The sequence below is a fragment of the Nodosilinea nodulosa PCC 7104 genome (assembly GCF_000309385.1).
Classification (GTDB): Bacteria; Cyanobacteriota; Cyanobacteriia; order Phormidesmidales; family Phormidesmidaceae; genus Nodosilinea; species Nodosilinea nodulosa.
Genome location: NZ_JH976537.1, coordinates 3,420,899 through 3,442,861 on the forward strand (window position 1 = coordinate 3,420,899; position 21,963 = coordinate 3,442,861).

At 60.2% G+C, this 21,963-nt stretch carries 20 protein-coding genes; 11 read left to right on the top strand and 9 right to left on the bottom strand.

Going from position 1 to position 21,963, the window contains the following annotated elements; translation table 11 throughout:
- The first annotated feature begins 351 nt into the window (after positions 1–351).
- A complete protein-coding gene (locus LEPTO7104_RS0115725) occupies positions 352–1,596 on the top strand; it encodes a cation:proton antiporter domain-containing protein (protein ID WP_225886994.1) in 1,245 nt (414 codons plus the stop codon).
- Positions 1,597–1,640: 44 nt separating this feature from the next.
- Here LEPTO7104_RS0115725 and LEPTO7104_RS0115730 read toward each other — a convergent pair whose 3' ends face one another.
- Positions 1,641–2,339, bottom strand: a complete 699-nt coding sequence (locus LEPTO7104_RS0115730; RefSeq protein WP_017299538.1) for a phosphatase PAP2 family protein — start codon at positions 2,337–2,339, stop codon at positions 1,641–1,643.
- Between the two features lie 1,048 nt (positions 2,340–3,387).
- Between LEPTO7104_RS0115730 and LEPTO7104_RS0115735 the strand changes: the two genes are divergently transcribed.
- From LEPTO7104_RS0115735 to LEPTO7104_RS0115745, 3 genes are all read left to right on the top strand, one after another.
- Positions 3,388–4,086, top strand: a complete 699-nt coding sequence (locus LEPTO7104_RS0115735; protein ID WP_017299539.1) for a DUF4396 domain-containing protein — start codon at positions 3,388–3,390, stop codon at positions 4,084–4,086.
- 120 nt (positions 4,087–4,206) lie between these two features.
- Entirely contained in the window at positions 4,207–4,662 is a 456-nt protein-coding gene (locus LEPTO7104_RS0115740; protein WP_017299540.1) for a ZIP family metal transporter, read from the top strand.
- A gap of 172 nt (positions 4,663–4,834) precedes the next feature.
- A complete protein-coding gene (locus LEPTO7104_RS0115745; RefSeq protein ID WP_026072763.1) occupies positions 4,835–6,028 on the top strand; it encodes an SDR family oxidoreductase in 1,194 nt (397 codons plus the stop codon).
- A 67-nt stretch (positions 6,029–6,095) separates the two neighbouring features.
- Here the strand turns inward: LEPTO7104_RS0115745 and LEPTO7104_RS0115750 are convergent, their stop codons facing one another.
- From LEPTO7104_RS0115750 to LEPTO7104_RS0115780, 7 genes are all read right to left on the bottom strand, one after another.
- Positions 6,096–7,052, bottom strand: coding sequence for an aldo/keto reductase family protein (locus LEPTO7104_RS0115750; protein ID WP_017299542.1), 957 nt, complete (start codon positions 7,050–7,052; stop codon positions 6,096–6,098).
- Positions 7,053–7,269: 217 nt separating this feature from the next.
- Entirely contained in the window at positions 7,270–8,340 is a 1,071-nt protein-coding gene (locus LEPTO7104_RS0115755; protein ID WP_017299543.1) for an NADH:flavin oxidoreductase/NADH oxidase, read from the bottom strand.
- A gap of 57 nt (positions 8,341–8,397) precedes the next feature.
- A complete protein-coding gene (locus tag LEPTO7104_RS0115760; protein ID WP_017299544.1) occupies positions 8,398–9,831 on the bottom strand; it encodes an NAD(P)/FAD-dependent oxidoreductase in 1,434 nt (477 codons plus the stop codon).
- 119 nt (positions 9,832–9,950) lie between these two features.
- A complete protein-coding gene (locus LEPTO7104_RS0115765) occupies positions 9,951–10,559 on the bottom strand; it encodes a DUF2231 domain-containing protein (RefSeq protein WP_017299545.1) in 609 nt (202 codons plus the stop codon).
- On the bottom strand, positions 10,556–11,056 hold the full coding sequence (locus LEPTO7104_RS0115770) for a DUF2231 domain-containing protein (RefSeq protein ID WP_017299546.1): 501 nt from the start codon (positions 11,054–11,056) through the stop codon (positions 10,556–10,558). Before LEPTO7104_RS0115770 ends, LEPTO7104_RS0115765 begins: the two co-directional genes overlap by 4 nt.
- Before the next feature lie 331 nt (positions 11,057–11,387).
- The gene (gene prmC, locus LEPTO7104_RS0115775; protein WP_040695489.1) at positions 11,388–12,332 is read right to left on the bottom strand and encodes a peptide chain release factor N(5)-glutamine methyltransferase; all 945 of its coding nucleotides are present in this window, start codon (positions 12,330–12,332) and stop codon (positions 11,388–11,390) included.
- A 196-nt stretch (positions 12,333–12,528) separates the two neighbouring features.
- Complete coding sequence (locus tag LEPTO7104_RS0115780) at positions 12,529–14,193, bottom strand: D-Ala-D-Ala carboxypeptidase family metallohydrolase (RefSeq protein WP_017299548.1); 1,665 nt, start codon at positions 14,191–14,193, stop codon at positions 12,529–12,531.
- 136 nt (positions 14,194–14,329) lie between these two features.
- Between LEPTO7104_RS0115780 and LEPTO7104_RS0115785 the strand changes: the two genes are divergently transcribed.
- The 7 genes from LEPTO7104_RS0115785 (at position 14,330) to purU (ending at position 21,557) form a co-directional block, all read left to right on the top strand.
- Positions 14,330–15,097, top strand: coding sequence for an HAD family hydrolase (locus LEPTO7104_RS0115785; protein ID WP_017299549.1), 768 nt, complete (start codon positions 14,330–14,332; stop codon positions 15,095–15,097).
- A 640-nt stretch (positions 15,098–15,737) separates the two neighbouring features.
- The gene (gene pntA, locus LEPTO7104_RS0115795) at positions 15,738–17,351 is read left to right on the top strand and encodes a Re/Si-specific NAD(P)(+) transhydrogenase subunit alpha (RefSeq protein WP_017299551.1); all 1,614 of its coding nucleotides are present in this window, start codon (positions 15,738–15,740) and stop codon (positions 17,349–17,351) included.
- A gap of 84 nt (positions 17,352–17,435) precedes the next feature.
- Positions 17,436–18,854: an NAD(P)(+) transhydrogenase (Re/Si-specific) subunit beta gene (locus LEPTO7104_RS0115800; protein WP_017299552.1), complete on the top strand. Its 1,419-nt coding sequence runs from the start codon at positions 17,436–17,438 to the stop codon at positions 18,852–18,854.
- 97 nt (positions 18,855–18,951) lie between these two features.
- Positions 18,952–19,194, top strand: coding sequence for a hypothetical protein (locus LEPTO7104_RS0115805; protein WP_017299553.1), 243 nt, complete (start codon positions 18,952–18,954; stop codon positions 19,192–19,194).
- Positions 19,194–19,661 (top strand): type II toxin-antitoxin system VapC family toxin, encoded by a 468-nt coding sequence (locus tag LEPTO7104_RS0115810; protein WP_017299554.1) that lies wholly within the window; start codon positions 19,194–19,196, stop codon positions 19,659–19,661. The genes LEPTO7104_RS0115805 and LEPTO7104_RS0115810 overlap by 1 nt, the downstream gene beginning before the upstream one ends.
- A 125-nt stretch (positions 19,662–19,786) precedes the next feature.
- A complete protein-coding gene (locus LEPTO7104_RS34075) occupies positions 19,787–20,500 on the top strand; it encodes a DUF4340 domain-containing protein (RefSeq protein ID WP_017299555.1) in 714 nt (237 codons plus the stop codon).
- Between the two features lie 202 nt (positions 20,501–20,702).
- Positions 20,703–21,557 carry a formyltetrahydrofolate deformylase gene (purU, locus tag LEPTO7104_RS0115820; protein ID WP_017299556.1) on the top strand — a complete coding sequence of 285 codons (855 nt, stop codon included), beginning with the start codon at positions 20,703–20,705 and terminating at the stop codon, positions 21,555–21,557.
- 37 nt (positions 21,558–21,594) lie between these two features.
- Here the strand turns inward: purU and LEPTO7104_RS0115825 are convergent, their stop codons facing one another.
- Positions 21,595–21,927 carry a ssr2422 family thylakoid membrane protein gene (locus LEPTO7104_RS0115825; protein WP_155523657.1) on the bottom strand — a complete coding sequence of 111 codons (333 nt, stop codon included), beginning with the start codon at positions 21,925–21,927 and terminating at the stop codon, positions 21,595–21,597.
- Between the last annotated feature and the right edge of the window lie 36 nt (positions 21,928–21,963).

Genomic DNA, 21,963 nt, shown 5'->3' on the forward strand with positions numbered 1-21,963 from the left:
CGCAAAATGGCTAATATCGGTTCTCCAAAAGCCGGATTGGCGGCGGCGATCGCCGCGAGGCAGCGCACCGGGCCAGTGCGCCTGCGGGTTGAGGATCGGCTCTGCTTATGACCTCGGGTAGATGTCCCCAGGGGCTCACTACCTAAGCTAAAGGTACAGGTCCATTGAGCTAGGCCATCCAGGGCCATGCATAGCGCCGGTCGGCGACCTCAGACACCCATTCAACCCTGACCATATCTAGCTGCGTTGGCACGATTTTGGCCCGCCAGAGTTGCAAAGGTGCCGCCTGCGGGGCGGGTTGGCGACGCTCAGGCTCCGACCGTGGCTCAATCCTGACGGTTGGTTGAAACAGTGAGTCCCAATTTGACCGAAATTAATCTGGCTTTACTCACCCTCAGCGCCCTGGTGCTGCTGATGGGCATTTTCTCTAATCCCATGCGGGCTAGGCTCTGGCTGTCTGAGCCGCTGATTGCTCTGGCGGTGGGAGTTTTGCTCAGTCCGGCGGTCACCGACTGGATTCGGCTGTCTGACTTTGGCGATCCGTTCGTGATTCTGCAAGAGACGGCCCGACTCACCCTGGCGATTCAGATTATGGGCATTGCTCTGCGCTTGCCCAGGGGTTACCCGTTTCAGCACTGGCGACCCCTGGTGGTGCTATTGGGGGTGGCAATGCCGCTGATGGCGTTGGTCAGCGGTCTGCTGGTCTGCTGGATTTTGGGGCTGCCCTTTTGGGTGGGAATGCTGATCGGCGCGATCGCCGCCCCTACCGACCCTGTGGTCGCCACTGCCATTGTCACCGGCCCGCTGGCCCAGCGCCTGCTGCCCAACCAGATTCGCCATACGATCTCGGTCGAATCGGGAGCCAACGACGGATTGGCCTATCCCCTGGTGCTGCTGCCGATTTTGCTGCTCAACCAACCATCCCACCAGGCCCTGTGGCACTGGCTGACCAGAACCATTTTGTGGGAAGTAGGCGGGGCGATTGTGTTGGGGGCGCTAATTGGCTATGGTGCCGGGCGACTGGCCCACTGGGCCGAGGCGCACAACACCACCCACAATCGATCGTTCTTTTCGTTTACGGTGGCGCTGGCGGTCCTGGTCTTGGCGGCGGTAAAGCTGCTCCATAGCGACGGCATTCTGGCGGTGTTCGTGGCGGGGCTGGTGCTCAACCTGATGGTGGGCAACGATCCAATCCACGAGGAGTATGACGTGCAGCAGGCGATCGAACTTCTGTTTGCCCTGCTGGTGTTTTTACTGCTGGGGCTGGCGATTCCCTGGCGGCAGTGGGTTGAGCTAGGCTGGCCCGGATTGCTGCTGGGGCTGGCAATTTTGGCGCTGCGGCGGTTGCCTGTCCTGCTGCTGCTGAAGCGGTGGGTCAAACCCCTGCACAGCTGGGACGATGCTTTCTTTATGGGCTGGTTTGGCCCGATTGGGGTGGCGGCGCTGTTTTACGCCATGGTGGCCCTGGAGCGCACCCATTTGCAGTCGGTTTGGGTTGTGACCAGTCTGCTGATCTGCGCCTCCGTCGTGGCCTTTGGCTTCACCGATACCCCCCTGACCAAGCGCTATGGCCACCATAAGCAGGGGCAGCTCTAGCTGACGGCGGCTGTGACAGTCCGTGGGCAGACCGGGGCCAATCGCTATGGAGGGGGGGCTTTGATCAAATTGGGCTTAATCAGCAGGGAGACGCCTACGGCCCAGGCGATCGACGCGGTCCAGCCGGCCAAAATGTCGCTGGGGTAGTGCACGCCCAGGTAGAGCCGGGTCCAGCCGATCGCCAGCACGAAGATGCCGCCCAGGGTGGCCACCAGCCAGTTCCAGCGGTTGCCCCAGAGCAAAATCACCAGGGCGACGACAAAGGTCATACTCGACATGGCGTGGCCGCTGGGAAAGCCATAGTCTAGCTCCGGGGCAGGCGAGACCCACAGGGTGGGGCGGACCCGCTGCAGCATCAGTTTGGCGGCAATGTTGATGATCGCCGCCCCAATTGTAGTGGTGAGAAAGTAGGCCAGCGATCGCCAGTAGCGCTGCCGCCACAAAATCAGCGTAACGATGATCGACGCTGGCACCACGCCCCAGAAGACGCCAAACTGCGTCAGGGTAATGGCCACGGTGTCTAGCTGCGGGGAAGCGGTCGAGTGAATGGCCAGCAGGATCGGCTCATCCCACGGAAATCCCCCCTCCTTTTCCCAGATTTCTTCCGCCAGTTCTCCAAAAACTTTCAGTGGTACAAAAACTCCCAGCAGCAGCAGCAGCAGCGATCGATAGTGGAGAACTAGAAGCTTTTTGAGATAGACGATGAACGATATTAGTTTTCTTTGAAGAGTTGCGAATTGCATTGATTTAGAACCGTTACTTTCAGCCATCTCGGAGGGAATTTTGATCCTGCTGAATTATTTCAAAAGCCTAAGCAGCACAGCATTTCACGTCCAAAATATATGCTGAAAATATTTTAAGGCAAATAAATGACTCGATGGAAGCGATCGCCAAAAGATTAATTTTTGTGACAAGGCAGACGTCCCCAAACGTCCTTGGCCGTCAATTTTGTCACAGAATGCTGTATTTTTCTCCATTTGAGCCACCTTTAAATACATCTTAGCTAGGTTAGCTGCAAGCCCCCTGCATCGCCCCATTACATCAGCAGATCCTAAGAAAGATTCCAAGAAGAGAGTCTAAAAGATAGTCCCAAAACGATTCTAGCAAACGTCCCCTGAGCGGAGTCGTTGACGCAGTAACGGTTTTGTTGGGTTTCGCTAACGCCAGCTCAACCTGCGACGGCATGAGAGTTTCAAGGGTTTTGTCAGTCCACCAGGTTCTAGGGACAGTTCTAGGGACGCTTACGATCCCAGGGAGCATGGGCATCCAACTGTATATAACCATTCAGCTTCTAAAAACACCTGCTCACTGGCAATGATAGAGATAACCCTTCCGGAATAGTGCTTATTTCACTGTATTTTCATTTTTTCTTTGAGTACTCTAACCGCCGATTCTCTGGGGATTCTCGCTATGGATAGAGTCTATATTTTTCGATTCGATCCACAATTAATTTATCTGGAAATATGTTTGGAATGATGGTGTAACGGGTTTCACTCGGGTGAAATTCATTGCGATGATATTCCCCGCCCCCTTATCAAGGGGATACAGCTTAAAACTTAGACCGCTAGATCTTAGGAGGGCTATACCCCAGCTGTGGTGTATCTCACTCTACTGAGAAACGCTGTGTCTTTTGTGGCGCAAGCAGCACTTCTACTTTGGCTAAGGGATGTCATTTTCTTGAGGAAAATCGTTTAATCGGGGCGGCCTGCTTATTTTCCGGGCAACTCATTAGCCAGCTTCATTAGCCAGCTAACTAATAGCTAAATTGCGTTTGATTCAGAGACTTATCCTATGCCTATCTGGCTGCACGACCTCGCTATTTTTTCCCTGATTGCCGCTGGCATTTGCGCGGTCATCATCGCTGCTGACGTGTTTTTTCGCCGCTCCCAAAACATGTGGATTATGAATTGGGTTTGGATTATCACAGCGCTTTGGTCTGGTCCCCTTGGGCTGTATGCTTACTACTCCGTGGGGCAGTTAAGCAGCAAGCGGCGGGTTCAGCGGGCCAAAGAGCGAGGCGAAGCGCCGCCCAACCAGAAAAAGCCCTTCTGGCAGAGCGTTGCCATTGGCGCGTTTCACTGCGGCAGCGGCTGCACCCTGGCGGATATTTGCGCCGAGTGGTTTGTCTTTTTTGTGCCGATTGTTATCTTTGGTAGCCACATTTTTGGCGCCTGGACGATCGATTACGTCGTGGCGTTTACCTTTGGCATCGTATTTCAGTATTTCACCATTAAACCGATGAAGGGGCTGTCGGCGGGGGAAGGGCTGAGGGCTGCCGTCAAGGCTGACACTCTCTCGCTGACGGCGTGGCAGGTGGGCATGTATGGCTGGATGGCGATCGCCCTTTTTCTGCTGTTCACGCCGGAGACCCTGAAGCCAACCACCCCGGTGTTCTGGTTCATGATGCAGCTGGGCATGGTGGCTGGCTTCCTCACCAGCTACCCGGTGAACTGGTGGCTGCTGCGCCAAAAAATCAAAGAGGTCATGTGACGCGGGGTCGGGAAGGTCTGCAAGCGGTGGGCCACACCCAAGTGGACCACACACCAATGGCTCACACGCAATCCGAGTTGTTCTGAGCAAACTGTTCCGTGTTGTAGGAGAAAAACCGAGATGCCGCTAGGACTACAGGCCGGATTATGGGGGCTCCTGGGTGGATCGGCCCTGCTGCTGGGGGCAGTGCTCGGCTACTACACCAAGATTTCCCGTCGCATCATTGCCGGCATTATGGCCTTTGGTGCCGGAGTGCTGATTTCCGCCCTCGCCTTCGAGCTGATGGATGACGCCTACCAGCGAGACGGTTTTGACTCAACCGCTATCGGTTTTTTGTCAGGCGCCGCGATCTATACCCTGGCCTCTGGAGCCTCGGCCCTGGTGGGCTATGGCCTCTTCAGCCAGTTTTCTGCCGAAGTGATTGCCGCCACCCTGGCGATCGCAGCCGGTGCCATTTTGGCGATGATCTCCGACACGATGATGCCGGAAGCCTTTGAGCAGGCTCATGATTTTGCCGGGCTAGTCACGGTTTGCGGCTTTCTGAAGGCCTTTGTGTTGAGCGAACTGGGAGGGTAGGGGGAAGCAGGGGGGTGGGGAGGATGGAGAAGACGCGTGGACGCGAAAAGGAAGCAAGAGCGCAGATAAAACTGTTATCCCCTCACCTTACCCTCCAGAAAGCCGCTCCCCTACTCCCCTGCCCCCCTACTCCCCTACCCCCCTAAATGTTGAACGTAAAAAGGAACCAACCATGACATCCTCTAAACCTGAAGTCGTTGTGATTACCGGCTCCTCCGCCGGGATTGGCCGAGCCACGGCCCAGGCCTTTGCCAAGCAGGGAGCCCACATTGGCCTGCTGGCCCGCAGCCGAGCCGGGCTGGAGGCCGCCCAGCGCGAGGTAGAAGCCCTCGGTGGTAAGGCTCTGGTGTTGCCCACCGATATGTCGGACCCCGACCAGGTAGAGTCGGCGGCGGCAGCGGTGGAGGCAACCCTTGGCCCCATTGATATCTGGGTCAACAACGCCATGGCCTCGATTTTGTCGCCCTTTACCGACATTGCGCCGGCCGACTTTCGCCGGGTGACGGAGGTGACATACCTGGGGTACGTGTACGGCACCATGTCCGCTCTAAGGCGGATGAAACCGAGGGATCGGGGCACAATCGTGCAGGTGGGGTCGGCCCTGGCCTACCGCTCGATTCCGCTCCAGTCGGCCTACTGCGGTGCCAAGTCCGCCATTCGAGGCTTCACCGACTCCATCCGCTGCGAGCTGCTGCACGACCACAGCAATGTGCACATCACCATGGTGCAAATGCCCGCCGTCAACACCCCCCAGTTCAACTGGATTAAAACCACCATGACCCACCAGCCCCAGCCGGTGCCGCCGATCTTTCAGCCCGAGGTGGCGGCGGAGGCGATTGTCTGGTCGGCCCACCACGATCGCCGCGAGCTGTTTGTGGGCGGCTCTACGGTAGAGGCGATTTGGGGCACCAAGCTGGCCCCTGGCCTGCTCGATCGCTACCTGGCCAGCTCTGGCTACAGCGGCCAGCAAACCGACCAGCCGATCGCCGCCGATCGCCGCAGCAATCTGTGGGAACCCCTGCCGCCGGACAGCTACAGCGCCCACGGCCAGTTTGATGACCAGGCCCAGGCCGACAGCTTAGAGCTGACGGTGGCCCAACGCCTGAACTGGAAGACCCTGGCCCTGGGGGTCGGCATCGTGGGACTGGCCGGTGTGGCCGTAGCTGCCCAGCTTGGCGGCGATCGCCACGGGTCGCAGTCTACAGAGCAGGACAATGACGGTGCCATCTCAGAGCGGGAGGTGCAGGCCGGGGTGCTGCGCCGCATCGCTGAGGGGGGCGATCGCGAGGGTCCGCCGCTCTTCGATCTTCGCCACCAGCTGCTGCTGGGCATGGCATCGATGGCCTGGAGAGCGGTGCGGGATTAGGTGAACGACTAGACCGGGCGACTTTGCCACTGCCGCCCGGCCTCCATGGGTAAAACAAGCTGGGGGGCTAACTAACCACCTGGGGGCGCGCCGGGGCCAGCACCATATCGATTTCGCGCAGCGTCGTCTCATCCAGGTCAACGCCGGAAGCCGCCGCATTGTCCGCCAGCTGCTCCGGGCGGCTGGCCCCGACGATCGCGGCGCTGACCCGCCGATCGCGCAAAATCCAGGCCAGGGCCAGCTGGGCCATCGAGATATTCAGCCGTTCGGCCAGGGGCTGGAGGTTTTGAACGGCGCTGAGGACGCGATCGCTCCTCAGCTCGCGCATAAACCCGTTCATCTTGTCGTTGGCGGCGCGGGAGTTGGCCGGGGGCGCTGCGCCGGGCTTGTACTTGCCGGTCAGCACGCCCTGGGCCAGGGGCGACCAGACAATCTGCCCAATGCCGTGGTCGGCACAGAGGGGAAACACCTCGTCCTCGGGCTGCCGCCACAGCATCGAGTACTGGGGCTGGCTGGAGACAAACTTCTCTACGTTGGGCAGGTTCAGGGCGGCCCGAATCTTGGCGGGCTTCCACTCGCTAAAGCCGATGTAGCGAGCTTTGCCTTGCTGCACCACCTCGCTCAGGGCCGTCATGGTCTCTTCCAGCGGGGTGTCGCTGTCGTAGCGGTGGCACTGGTAGAGATCCACATAGTCGGTGCCCAGCCGCTGCAAGGAAGCGTCGATCTGCTTGTGAATCTGCTTTGCCGAAAGCCCCTGGTCGGTCTCGGACATGGGGAAGTAGACCTTGGTAGCCAGCACGTAGGAGCTGCGATCGATGCCGCGCAGCACCTCGCCCAAAAACGACTCCGCCGCCCCGCGCCCGTAGACATTGGCGGTGTCGATGAAGTTGATGCCCACATCAAAGGCTTTGTGCACGCAGGCTTCGGCCTGCTGCCGCTCGACACCGCCGCTGTAGGTCAGCCATGAGCCCAGGGCAATTTCCGAAACGGTGAGGTCGCTGTCGCCAAGCTGTCGATATTTCATGGTTGATCTCCTTTAATGGAACGGCATGGATTCCCGTCTAATTGCCTGATCTGCTTTTAGGGCCGCAGGTTAAAGCCACGCTTTTCATCCTAAAGTTCTCGTCAGGTTCATCCCTCAGACTCAGGGCATAGTTCAGCGCGGCCAAATCTGGGGTTGCTGACCGATGCCTCCGGCTTGGCTAATCCCAATGTACGGGCAAGCCAAGGACCGTTTGCCCCTACTGCCACGCTCGCAGGTACTGCTTTGGATAGGGGTGATCTTTGGCCCGCAACACCTTGGCGGCCCGGTGGGGCCAGTAGGGGTCGCGCAGCAGCTCTCGGGCCAGCAGCACCATATCGGCCTGGCCGGTGCGGATCAGGTGTTCGGCCTGCTCGGGGGCGGTAATCATGCCCACGGCGGCGGTGGCAATGTCGGCACCGTGGCGAATGCTTTGACTCAGCGGCGTCTGATACCCCGGCCCGACGGCAATCTTGACGTCGGGCACAATGCCTCCCGAGGAGCAGTCCACCAGATCGATGCCCAGGGGCTTGAGCTTCTGGGCCAGGGCAATGCTCTGCTCAATATCCCAGCCGCCCTCGACCCAGTCGGTGGCCGAAATGCGAACCCACAGGGGCAGCGCGTCGGGAATTGTGGCCCGCACCGCCGCCACCGTTTCCACCACAAGGCGAATGCGGTTTGCAAAGCTGCCGCCGTAGTCGTCGGTGCGGTGGTTGCTCAGGGGCGAGAGAAACTCGTGGAGCAGATAGCCGTGGGCGGCGTGGATTTCAATCACCTGAAAGCCCGCCGCCACGGCCCGGTTGGCCGCCTGCACGAAGCCCTGCTTGACCGCCTCAATGCCGCCGCCATCTAGAGCCTGCGGGGCCGGATCGGTGGGGTTAAACGGAATAGGGCTGGGAGCGGCGATCGCGCCCCAGCCCCCCTCGGCTTCATTCAGGGTATGGCCTCCCTCCCAGGGGGGTGCGGTACTGGCCTTGCGTCCGGCGTGGGCCAGCTGCATGCCCGCTACCGCCCCGCTGCGGCGAATCAGGGCGGTAATCTCCGCCAGCTTGGGGATGTGATCGTCGGACCAGATGCCCAGGTCCGCCGGGGAGATGCGGCCTTCGGGGGCGATCGCCGCCGCCTCGGTAAAAACTAAACCCGCACCGCCCACGGCCCTACTGCCCAGGTGCACCAGATGCCAGTCGGTGGCCAGGCCCTCCTCGCTGGAGTACTGGCACATGGGCGATACCCCAATCCGGTTGCGAAAGGTGACATCCCGCTGCTGCAGGGGTTCAAAAAGCATGGCCATCGATACACCTTCTCAATTGCTAACGACGTAGGCTCACCCACCAGGCAAAACGCGGTCCTAGGAACCGGGCGTCTTAGAGGATTCCTGCTGGGGCGGCGGCACCCGGTGAAACGGCTGAGATTTAAAGGCCCACCAGCCCACCATCGCCCCACCAGCCACCACGCAGGCCACGGCAAGGCCCGCTATCCCCGCCAGGGCCCACTGCTGTTTTTCCTCGGCCTCGGTCTCGGTCTCGGCTTTGGGGGGGTAGTAGCGGTTAAAGACTTCATCGGTCAGCCATTCTGCGGTGGCCTTAATGTCGTGAATGGGGGTGGGCAGTAGCTCCAGGTAGGTGCCTTGGCGAATCAGGTGGCCGACGTTGCCGTTGACCTCAAAGCGGTTGAACAGATTGGCGGCACTGTCATGAATGCCCAGCTTGAGCAGCGACCCGCGCAGGTTGACCTCAACCGGGCGCAGGGGCTGATCGGTGGCCAGGGCGTGAAGGTTGTGGGCGATGCCTTCCCCCTGCTGGTAGGCCACCTGGGCAGTGGGGGGCAGCGACTGACCGTCTACCCCGGCGCAGTCGCCCCCGGCAAAGACCTCGGGGTAGTCGGGCAATTGCAGCTCGGGCTGCACCAGCAGGCGGCCATGCTTGTCGCGGTGTTCGTCTGGAATATCCAGCCCTTTAATCAATGGATGAACCCCTGTGCCAGCGGTCCAAATGGCGGTGTGGGTCGGCAGCGCTACAGTTTTGCCGTCGGTTTCGTAGGTGAGCTGTTCGGCAGAAACAGCCTTCACGGCGGCGTTGAGGCAAAGATCCACGGGCACGGTGCGCTGGCGTAGGGCCAGTTCTGCCGTTTGCCGCAGCTGGCTGTTGATATCGCCCTCCAGAATGGCGCTGCCCCGGTTGATCAACACGATGGAGATCTCCTTGGCATCGCCCCCCAGCTTGGCGTACCAGAGGGGCAGCAGGTCGCCCAGGGTGGCCGCCATCTCAATTCCAGAGGGACCTGCCCCCACCACGGCCATCGTCAGCAGGGCGCGGCGGGCCTGGGCATCGTCGCACTGGGCGGCGGATTGTAGGCAGTGGTGTAGGTGCTGGGTGAGGGCGATCGCGTCTTCCTGGGTCCGAAAGGCAAAGCTATGCTCGCGCGCCCCCTCGATGCCAAAGTAGCTGGTAACGCTGCCCAAGGCCAGCACCAGGCGGCCATAGTCGTAGTGCAGCCCCGACTCCAGGGAAACCCGCCGCCGCTTCAGGTCAATGTCCCGCACCGTGCCTGCGATCGCGTTTATAGGCCTACCCCGCAGCAGCGCCTCGTAGGTGGGACAAACCTGCTCATCCTGCATCTCCCCGCTCATCAGTTCGTAGAGCAGCGGCTTGAAGGCAAACCGATCGTTTTGATCAATCAAATAGATCGGGTGGGGGTGGTCCTTGCGGCTCAGGTGCAGAGCGGTGAACAACCCGGTGAAGCCGCCGCCAAGAATAATTGTGGGTCGTGGGTCTTGGGCCATGGGGGAGTAGGGGGCTAAGGGTGCAGGGAAGCGAAGCGATTTGAAACGGCGGGTATGTGTCAGTCTTCAGGAACCAGGTATGCTCCGGAGGGTGCCGCCTGGCGCGGAGCCCTGTACGGCTACGGGGCCAGGGCTGTGTTGGGGTCTTGGTTATGCCGAATGAGCTGGGCGGCGGTGTTGTGGAACCCAAACTGGTCTCCCATCTGGGCTCCCAGGGTGCCGTGCACAAACAGCAGCCCCAGCATGGCCAGTCCGACCAGCAGGTAGCTCCACTGCACTTCTCGGGACTGCGCAGTGCGCCAGCGGTAGCGCTGTAGCCCCCGCCAAACGGCCATGGCGGCTATTATCCCCAGCAGCAAAATGCCGCCGACCCCGTGGAGCACCATGACCTGGGCGGCGGTGAGGCCCCAATCGCTTTTGGCCGCCACGGGCGGATCGGCCAGCATTAGCTCAAAGAACCCGGCGGTCACGGTGAATACCGTGATCCCGGCCGCCGCTACCAGGTTGTACCAGCCCACATCGTAGAGGCCCTCTCGCACAGCGCTGATGCCGAAAGTCTTGAAAATGGGCTGCACCAGGGGAAAGAGGCTGGCGGCAATGTCAAACAGAATGGCGATGATAAATAGCCCCAGGGTGAAATGCACCAGAATGGGGTGCAGGGGAATTCCGTAGGGCAGGCCGTTCGCCCCCAGCTTTAGCCCCAGAGACTGGATTAACTCTGCCGTCATGGCGCACTCCGCTGCATAGCTTCTACCACGGGCTCGACATGCAGGCCGTAGACCCACACCAGGCGAGTACCCAGGTAGGTCTGAAAGACGACCAGCAGGCCCAGGGCGGTGGCAACCCCCAGGTAGGCCACCGGCAGCTTAAGGGGATTGCGCCTGCGAATGACAAATCGCCAGGCCGTGATAGCCACCACCGCCGCCGACAGCACCCAGCCGGTCAGGGTGTGCAAATTTAGGGTGGATTGGGCCACCTCGTAGGGCTGGGCCAGCCCCGCCTCCAGCTGGCCAACCATGACGGCGACAAACACCGCCAGGGAGGCCACCACCCAGTTCCAAAAGCTAACCTCAAACAGCTGCTGCCGATGGGTAAAATAGCCCACCACATCACAGGCAAAGGCGAACAGCACCATTGCCACCACAAAATGCACAACAATGGGGTGCAAAGGGTCGGGATAGGGCAAGTTTTGGCTGTTTAGCGCCAGCAAAGCCGTATTTCTCATAGTTGCTATCTGTGGTATCCCATAGCGCCGTGTCAGTACTGGGACAAGCCTGTGTCAGATCGATGACAAACCTCAGTTCAGGCGCTTGAGGCAGAGGGTATCGCCATAGTCACATTGGTTGGGGCATCCAAAAACCTATGGAGGTTCAAACGTTGGAACGTTCATAGGAGACCTGTCTGAGCCAGACCGGCTACAGCCATAGAACCTGACTCCATTTCAGGGTCTATCCTGGGGATGAGATCTGTCATCTATCCAGAGTGGCAATTTCTGAAATCGCATCTGCGTCAATGCCGACTCTGTGGGCAGCCTGGGGCAGCCTGGCTCCATCGGCTCAGGGATGGGGCTGCGACGGGGTGTAGGTGGCCTGCACAAAGCGATCGCGCCCGGCCAAATCCAGCCAAATCTGAATGTCGCGGTAGCAGCCCTGGGCTTCTAGCAGCGCCCGCACCGCGTCCCCCTGGCCCGCCATCATTTCCACCAGCCAAAGGCCCCCCTCTACCAGGTAATCGGGGGCCTGGGCGGCCAAAAGGCGCAGGGCCGTGAGCCCGTCGTCGCCGCCATCCAGAGCGGTATCGGGTTCGTGGTCCACCACCTCTGGCTGGAGGGTGGGCATCAGGGCCGAGGGAATGTAGGGCGGGTTTGACACCAGGGCGCTGAGCTGGCCCCGGTAGGCCGCCAGCGGCTCAAACCAGGAGCCGTGGTAGAAGGTAATGCGATCGCCCCCCGGCCCCTGACCATCCCGCAATCCCAACCGATCGGCGTTTTCTCGGGCGATTACCAGCGCCTCGGGGCTGACATCCACGGCCAAAATGTGGGCCACCGGGAACGCCTGGGCCAGCCCCAGGGCGATCGCCCCGCTGCCAGTACCCATATCCACCCAAACCCCGGCGGCCAGCTGATCCCCAATCGGGCTGCGGGCGATCGCCGCCGCCGCCAGATCGATAATCAGTTCTGTCTCGGGCCGGGGGATCAGCACCGCCGGAGACACCGTCAGGGTGAGGTCGCGCCAGGGGGTTTCGCCCACCAGGTACTGCACCGGCACCCGCTGGGCCAGCCGCAGCTGCCAGCGCCGCTCTAGCTCGGTGAGGGGATAGCGCAGGGTGACGCGCGATCGCTCCTGCACCGTGCCCAGCCGCAGCGCCAGGCGATCGACATCGGCCACGGCCTCCAGCAGCCAGTCGACCTCCTCAGCCGCAATGCCCGCCGCCTGAGCGGCCTGGATTGCCTGCTGCCGCCAGGCCCACAAATCTGTCCCCGACGCCCAAACCTCAGCCATCCCGTCTACTCATGTCATTACCCATGTACACACACCTATCAGTGCGTTACGGCTATAGCTAAGCTATCGGTTCATCTAACCCCTCGAACGGTGGGTTACGGCTATGACCAAGGTGAACCGCTCACCCATAGCTGGGTTAAAGCCTAACCCACCCTACCCCTCTTCCCCACCTTCCCCATCCCCCCATCCCCGCCCCTCAACGCATCCACCGCGCCTTCACCCCGCGCGCATCCAAATGCACCAGGGCAGGGAACTTACCGTAGCGGCCCAGGCCACCGGGCCACCAGGGATCGAGCGCCCAGTAAACCTGGTTCCCGGTTAGCCCCACGCAGTAAAAGTCGATGGCATCGCCGACGATATGACGGCTCTCGGCGGCTTCCTTGACCCGGCGATCGGCGTCAGCCGGGCGGTACCAGTTGGTGACCAAGAAGGGGCGACCAATGCGATCGCGGGCCTGCTGCGCCAGCGCGGCCATGCGCACGATCGCATCCACCGTGGCCTGGTCGGGAGGCATCCGCACACCGCCCCCGGTGGCTTCGGCCCAGGTAAAGCTGCCGTTCGCCACAATGCTGGCGTCCAGCTGAAGGTTGTGGGGCGTCCAGCGGGGCGGGCGCGCCGGGGCGATCGCGGGCACTGGCGCAGGCATCGCCTCGGGGGAAGAGGGCGCTGCCCGCTCCAGCCGCCGCACATCCTCCAATAGGGACTGAAGGGTGGGGATGCGCCCCTCCAGCTGTCGCCAGATCTGCACCAGGCGAATCAGCGCCTCTCGCTGCTGCTCGGTCTGTCTGTAGGCGGTGGGAAGATGGGCAGCAAACTCCACCAGGGCCAAATCGAGGGTGCGGGCTGCCGCCGCCAGGGCCGCCTGGTCTTCGGCATTTTGCGCCAGATCTTCGGGGTTGACCCCCAGATGCTGAATGGCCGCCGCCCGCGAGTCGAGCCCAAACCAGCGGCGGTAGCCCTCGGTGAGGGCAAAGCGGCGATCGCCCTGGCCGCCGTAGGCCCCCGGAATTTTCTGCACAAAGGCGATCAGCGCCGGATCGACGATCTCCAGGCTGGTTTCGTGGGCAAAGGGGTCGCTGGTCAGCAGCCAGGCGATCGCCCCCTCGCGGGTGTCCAGCTGTCGCCAGATCTGCACCAGGCGAATCAGCGCCTCCCGCTGGTACGGGTAGCCTGCGTAGTAGCGCACCGCCGACTGCACAAAGGCCACCAGGGCATTGTCCAGGGCCGCTTCATCGGGCACCTGGTCTACCACCGCTGGCACTTCCAGGGCGTCGTAGGCGGCTTCGGCAGTGTCCAGCTGTCGCCACAGGCGCACCGCTTCCACCAGCGCCTGTCGCTGAAAGTCGAGGCGGCTGTAGTTGGGGGGCAGCCGCTCGGTAAAGGCCAGCAGGGCTGGGGCGAGTTTGGCCAGGTTCTGGGGCAGCTTCGCCCCGCCGTAGTCAATGCTGATGTCGTCTAAATAGGCTTGCAGCAGCGCAGCGGGGTCGCTGGGCTCCAGCTGGGCGGCCTCGGGATCGCCAGCCGCTGGGGTAAACCCCTTGGCCACCGCCTGCAAAAAGCGATCGCTGTAGCGACCCACGCTGGCATCCCAAAGGTCGGCCCCGCTCCAGCCCTGCTCAATCAGCCCGTTGGTGAGGCTGCGCAGGGTATTGGCCGCGTACTGCACCTGGGCCGCGAAGGTGTCCACCGCCGCCATCTCGATCTGGTGGACTGGGGCAATCCCCAGCCCGGTTTCGCCATCGGTCAGCTGAGGCTGGCTATGTACCGCGTAGAGCGCTGCCAAAATAGGCTTGTGTATCCCCGTTCGGCTGCCTTCTATCAGGTAATAGTCATTGCGTTGATCGGGTGCTAACGTGCTCATAGCGTAAGGTCAGTATTGGCTGGCGGTAGGTGCTGGCATTCGCCCTGCTCCAGGGCACGACGGTCTGTTCTCCTGGGAAATTCTCGGCAGTGCCCCAAACAGTCATCACAAACAGTAACCACAAAGTGTAGACCCGATGGGCGAAGTTCAACCATTACCCAGCCGTGGGTTTTCCCCTGCCGCCAGGCTGCTGGCCACCGACATGGATGGCACCCTCACCCGCCAGGGCAAGTTTACCGCCGCTCTGCTCGGCGGGCTAGAGCGACTGCAAGCGGCGGGCCTGCCGGTGATGATTGTCACCGGCAGGTCGGCAGGCTGGGTCAATGGCCTGGCCCACTACCTGCCCGTGGTGGGGGCGATGGCCGAAAACGGCGGAGTTTACTTTCCCCAAAACGCCGCGCCGGAGCTGCTGGTCGACATCCCCGAGCTCATGCTCCACCGCCAGCAGCTCAGCGAAGCCTTTGCCCAGATGCAAGAGCGCTGGCCCCACCTGCACGAGTCCGCCGACAACCGCTTTCGCCTCACCGATTGGACCTTTGATCTGCAAGGGCTATCGGAGAGCGATCTAACCGCCATGGCCGATCTGTGCCACACCCTGGGCTGGGGCTTCACCTACAGCACTGTGCAGTGCCACCTGTTTAAGCCGGGCCAGTCCAAGGCGGCGGGGCTGCTTCAGGTGTTGCAGCGCCACTTTGCAACCGTGACCACCGCCGACGTGATCACCCTGGGCGACAGCCCCAATGACGAGAGCCTGTTTGATCCCGCCCTGTTTCCGCAGTCGGTTGGGGTAGCCAATGTCAAAGACTACTGGCAGCATCTCACCTACCACCCGGCCTATCTGGCCCAGGCCTGCGAAGTAGATGGATTTCTAGAACTGGTAGATGTGTTGACATGCCGCCCGTAAGACCAGCAGAGGAGATTTGGGAAAGTTCCTTTACAAAAAAAGACTTTGTTTTCCATTGCTGACAACCCATCTCGATAACTTCAAGACTCATAAAACATTCTTAAAGTTTTACCCCAGCCCTTTGGTGTGGCCCTTACTATGCCAGAAAGTTGTTGTGTAGTCATGTTGCTGTGTAGTCATTCTGAGGCCAAATCATCACGGTTTTATTGAAATCAAAAAACAATCTGGATATCTGGGCTAGTTAGATCTTTAGAGAAGATGGTATTAGTCATCAGACAGCCGCAAACCCCAGGGAGTTTAAGGGGTTTATCTTAAAAACAGGCTATGCCCCAGGGGACTATCTCCGGTGGAGCTTGGCATTAAAGCCGTTGTTTTTGAAATGATTTTAGAGTTTTTGGCTCGATCATTATATAAATGGGCATTTTCGGATAGATTTCAGATGGATTATGCCTGTCGCTGCCCGATCGCAAAACTAGGTCATGATGCTGGGGCAACGAGGCGGCGAAACGTTATATCGCACAACGCCTGAGCCTGACTTTCAGCAGTTTGCGCTGGATTTCGATCGCTCGCCCTGGGGATTTTCTGTGTCTAGCGGCTCGTGTTTACGTTTTTTTAAGGCCATTATCTTTTATCACCACCTATGACCATCGCAGCACCCCAAGAGACTCCTGTGACCGCTGTGGCCGATGCTGCCCCAGCCGCCCTAAAAGTTGGCATTCCCAAGGAAATTTTTGCGGGTGAGCGGCGGGTAGCCGCCACCCCCGAAACCGCCAAAAAACTCCAAAAGCTGGGCTTTGAGGTGCTGGTCGAAACCCAGGCCGGGGCCGGAGCCAGCTTTACCGACAGCGCCTACGAGGCCGCAGGCTGCGCCATTGTGGCCGATGCCGCCAGTCTGTGGGAGGCCGCCGATGTGGTGCTCAAGGTGCGATCGCCCCAGCACCACCCCACCCTCGATCGCCACGAAGCTACCCTGCTGCGACCCGATCAAACCCTGGTCAGCTTCATCTGGCCCGCTCAAAATCCCGAATTGCTGGAGCAGCTGGCTGGGCAAGGCGGCACCGTGCTGGCCATGGACTCGGTACCCCGCATCTCCCGCGCCCAGAAGCTGGACGCCCTCAGCTCGATGGCCAACATTGGCGGCTACCGGGCGGTGATTGAGGCCGCCAGTCGCTTTGGCCGCTGCTTTACCGGCCAGATTACCGCTGCGGGCAAAATGCCCCCCGCCAAGGTAATGGTGATCGGGGTTGGCGTGGCCGGGCTGGCGGCGATCGGGGCGGCCAAGAGTTTGGGCGCGATCGTCAAAGCCTTTGACACCCGCCTGGTAGTCAAAGAGCAGGTGCAGAGCCTCGGTGCCGAGTTTCTAGAGCTGCACTTTGAAGAGGACGGCAGCGGCGAAGGGGGCTACGCCAAGGTGATGAGTCCGGCCTTCATTGCCGCCGAGATGGCCCTGTTTGCCCAGCAGGCCAAGGATGTCGACATCATCATCACCACGGCGCTGATCCCCGGCAAGAAAGCGCCCCTGCTGATTACCCAGGAAATGGTCGAGAGCATGAAGCCCGGCTCGGTGGTGGTGGACCTGGCCGCCGAGCAGGGCGGCAACTGCGAAGTCACCCAGCCCGGCGAGGTAATCGACTACAACGGCGTCACCATCATTGGCCTCACCGACCTGCCCAGCCGCATGGCCTCCCAGGCCAGCCAGCTCTACGGCAATAACCTGGTGCACCTGCTCAGCGACCTGGGCGGAGCCGAGAAATTTGGCATCGATATGGAAGATCAGGTGATCCGCGCCACCACGGTAATCCACAACGGCCAGGTGACCTGGCCACCCCCCAAAATTGAGGCTCCCGCCCCAGCCCCCAGTCCCTCATCGGCAGCCCCGATCGCCGAAGCCACCGCCCCAGCCCCCAAACCCTGGTACAGCCAGCTGCTCTGGCCCGTGCTAATTGGTCTGGCCTGCGTCGCCATTGGCCTATGGGCACCGGCCTCGTTTATGACCCACCTGACCGTCTTTGTGCTGGCCAGTTTTTTGGGCTGGAAGGTGATCTGGGACGTGTCGCCCAGCCTCCACACCCCGCTCATGAGCGTCACCAACGCCATCAGCGGCATCATCATCATCGGCGGCATGCTCCAGATTTCAGGCAATATCGCCTCACCAATGACGATTTTGGGCGCGATCGCCCTCTTCCTCGGCACCGTCAACATCGCGGGCGGCTTTATGGTGTCCCAGCGAATGCTGAATATGTTCCACAAATAGTCTTAACGTTCTGCACTTTGAATTTTGCATTTTGAATTCAAAGTGCAAAATTCAAAATTTGCCCACATCTCCATCCCCTACCCTATGACCAACAACCTCGTAACCACCGCCTACATCGTCGCCAGCGCCCTCTTCATTCTCAGTCTGGCGGGGCTGTCGCAGCCGGAAACCGCCAAGCGGGGCAACCTGCTGGGCATTCTCGGTATGGCGATCGCCTTTGCCGCCACCGCCGCCATCAGCCAGGGCTACCCGGTCCAAATTGGCTCCATTGGCCTCGGCGTGCTGATCGGTGTGCTCGCTGCCTCCCGCGTGGCAATGACCGATATGCCCGAGATGGTAGCGCTGCTTAACAGCTTTGTGGGTCTGGCCGCCGTGCTGGTGGGCTTTGCCGAATATCTCCAGCCCAGCGCGGCGCTGAGCGGCGGGGACGTGATTGTTCACCGCGTCGAAATTTATATCGGTGTCTTCATCGGCATCGTTACCTTTACCGGGTCGATGATTGCGGTGGCCAAGCTGCGGGGCTGGGTGCCGAGTCGGGCGGTGCTGCTGCCCGCCCGCCACGTGCTGACGCTGGGTATGCTGGGGGCGATCGCGGCCCTCGGTTTTCCCTTCCTGACCGCAACCGGCGATGTGCCGATGATTGCGCTGGGGGCGATGACGGCGATCGCGGGCATTTTCGGCATTGTGATCGTGATGGCGATCGGCGGGGCCGATATGGCGGTGGTAATCTCGCTGCTCAACAGCTACTCGGGTCTGGCCTCGGCGGCGGCGGGCTTTATGCTCAACAACGATCTGCTGATCATCACCGGGGCGCTGGTGGGCAGCAGCGGAGCCATCCTCAGCTACATCATGTGCAAGGGCATGAACCGATCCTTCATCAACGTGGTGCTGGGCGGATTTGGGGAAACCGCCAGCGGTGCCGCCAAGACGGCGATCGAGGGCAGCGCTACCAGTACAAACACCGGCGAGGTAATTGACCTGCTGGACAGTGCCCAGAGCGTGGTGATCGTGCCTGGCTACGGCATGGCCGTGGCCCAGGCCCAGCACGCCGTAGCAGAAATCACCCGCCTGCTGCGCAGTCAGGGTAAGCAGGTGCGCTTTGGCATTCACCCCGTGGCGGGCCGCATGCCCGGCCACATGAACGTGCTGCTGGCCGAGGCCAACGTACCCTACGACATCGTGCTGGAGATGGACGAAATCAACGACGATCTGCCCAGTACCGACCTGGTGCTGGTGATCGGGGCCAACGACACGGTGAACCCCAGCGCCAAGTACGACCCCGGCAGCCCGATCGCTGGTATGCCCGTGATGGAAGTGTGGGAAGCCAGCACCGTGGTGGTGCTCAAGCGCGGCATGTCGTCAGGCTACGCCGGAGTCGAGAATCCGCTGTTCTTTAACGAAAACACCCTGATGCTGTTTGGCGACGCCAAAACCAACGTCAACGGTATTCTGGCCCAGCTCTCCACCACCAACGCACCCGCCACGGCTCTCGCCGCCGCTTAAACCGTTATAAGGATGCGCTCGGCCCGTCTGAGCGCATTCGATATGATGGATACAGGTGGTCAACATAGGCTCAATAGTCTCAACGGGGACACAACCCATGCTACGGGAAACGCTGAAACAAGAGATTGACAAACTCAGTGAAAGTCAGTTAAGAAAACTTGCCGATTTGGTGGTGTCGTTCAAGACCCAGGCCCAGCCCTCAGCCCAAGGAGAGCTGTTTTGGCAACGGGCAACTCCTATGGAGCGGGCTCAAAATTTTCGAGCATGGGTATCGCAATTGCCCAAAACGCACTCAAGCCTGCCCGCCGAGGCGTTTGATCGAGGCAATATTTACGACTAGTGGTTAGCTATCTGCTAGATACCAACATTGTTCTACGGTTTAGCAACCCTTCTGATGAACAACACGAGCTGGCAACAGCGGCTGTTGAGTCCTTGCTGATGCAGGGAAACGAGTGTTATTTAACTGCGCAAGTCTTAATTGAGCTTTGGGTTGTTGCTACCCGTCCAGTTGACGTCAACGGTTTGGGTTGGTCGATTGAGCAAACCCGCGAAGTGATTGACCAGTTAATTGACCGCTTCCCCCTGGTGGAAGAAGGGCCGCAGGTTTTCTCAACGTGGCTATCTTTTGTTAGTGAAAATAAGATTAAGGGCAAACGAACCCACGATGCTCGCATTGCAGCGGTTATGTCAGTTTCTGACATCAGCCATGTTTTGACGTTGAACCCAACGGATTTTTCAGGCTTTCCAGGGGTCTCCGTTGTGGGTCCTCAAGATATTGACGGATTGAGCAAAATCGCTGACACCTAGTCATTCAAGGGTTTGCTGCCCACTGACGCTAAATTGGTGACGCCCGGTACAATCTGCCCTTCAGGTCGTAGGATGGATCAGCACATTACGATCGAGCTGGTTCTGAGCGTCGCGGTTTGAGGGCTATGAAATTTCAGCGCAGTACATTGATTCTGGTCGGAGTCGCTTTTTTGCTGGGAGCGGGAGTGCTGGTCGCCGAGTCGCAGCGATCGCGATCCCCTGAATCCGCCACCCAGAGCGAATCCACCAAGCCCATCCTTGCCTTTGAAGAAACCGATGTGGCGACTCTCACCGTCGATCGCGGTAACGAAACCCTGGAATTTGACCAGAAGGGCGACGGCAATTGGCAGATGACAAAGCCTGATCAAACCGTAGCTGAACCGGGCGCGATCGCATTTTTGCTCAGCCGCCTCGACACCGACTCACCGCTGCAAACCGTTACCATGCAGCCCGATCAGGCCGCCGACTTTGGCTTCAATGCCCCCATCGGTATCGTCACCGTCACCCTCAAAGACGGCACCCAGCACGAGCTGATTTTAGGTGGCCCCGACTTTAGCGGCAGCGCCAACTACGCCGTCATTGACCCAGCCCCCTGGCCCCCCGCCGAAGGGAAGGAATACTCGGTGCTGGTCGTCAGCCGCGATGTCGCCAACGGCATCAACCGCCCCCTCCAGGAGTGGAAAATGCCTGTCGAAACACCAGCCCCTGAAGCCGGGGCAGAGGGTGCTGCCACCCCCAACGAGGGCGAGACTCCAGAGGGTGCAGCCGAACCACAAAATTCCCCCGAAACCCCCGCTGCCCCAGAGGCCACAGAAAACGGTGCCAAAACCACCAACTGACGCTTGCTAGGAATGATAGCCTGGCCCAGCCATCCTTTAGGCAAGCGATCCAGGGACACTTGACCTTGCCTGAACAGCTAGTGAGCATTGCCCACCCTCCCCCTCATCCACCCTCCCCCTCATCCACCCTCCCCCTCCATCATCCACCCTCCCCCTCATCCACCCTCCCCCTCATCCACCCTCCCCCCTCATCCACCCCTCCATGGCCTCTCCCACCGCCATCCTGCTACTCTCCTGCCCCGACCAGAAGGGGTTGGTGGCCAAAATCGCCAACTTTATCTACGCCAACGGCGGCAACATTCTCCATGCCGACCAGCACCGCGACCCCGAGGCAGGGTTGTTTTTGTCGCGGCTGGAGTGGGAACTAGAGGGGTTTAACCTGCCTAGGGAAATCATTGGGCAGGCATTTAATGCGATCGCGCAACCCCTGGGAGCCACCTGGCAGCTCCACTTTTCTGACGATGTGCCCCGCCTGTCGATCTGGGTCAGCCATCAAGATCACTGCCTGCTCGACCTGCTCTGGCGGCACAAAGCCGGGGAATTTAAGGCCGAAATCGCCCTCATTGTCAGCAATCATCCCCACCTCAAGCCCATTGCCGACCAGTTTGGCATCCCCTTCGAGCACCTGCCCATTACCAAAGACACCAAGGCCGAGCAAGAGCAGCGCCAGCTAGAGCTGCTTAAGGAATATGCGATCGACCTGGTGGTGCTGGCCAAATACATGCAGGTGCTCAGCCCCAATTTTCTCGATCGCTACGATCGCGTCATCAACATCCACCACTCGTTCTTGCCCGCCTTCATGGGCGCCAACCCCTACCAGCGCGCCTTTCAGCGGGGGGTCAAGATCATCGGGGCCACCGCTCACTACGTCACCTCCGACCTCGACGAAGGCCCCATCATTGAGCAGGACGTAGTGCGCATCAGCCACCGCGACGACGTGAAGGAACTGATTCGCAAAGGCAAAGACGTCGAGCGCATCGTCCTGGCCCGCGCCGTGCGGCTGCACCTGCAAAATCGCACCCTGGTCTACGGTAACCGCACTGTGGTCTTTGCTTAATGGATGCGTGGTTTGCAGCGACGTAGATCGATGGCTATCAGCCGTTGCCGGAGGCTACTCCTGTAACTAACGCGCTGATCGCGGGCGTAATGGCCTGCAAAACCGGCGACAAAATCACCACCGATGCCGCCGCAATCACAATGGTAGTGGCCAGCCGCATCACCTGGTCAGAGGCGTTTTGGTAGGTGTCAAACTTGAAGTTGAGCTTTTCGACATCGATTTCTACCCTGCCAAGATCAGTCTTGACATTGCCAATATCGGTCTTGACATTGCCAATGTCGGTCTCTACCCGGTCAAGGCGCTGATTAATTTGCCGCAGCTCTGACAAGATCTGCTGCTGAAATCCCTCGGGCGAGTCGCTAGCCTGCATCACCTGATCCAAAGCGTGGGTGTTTCTATCATACCC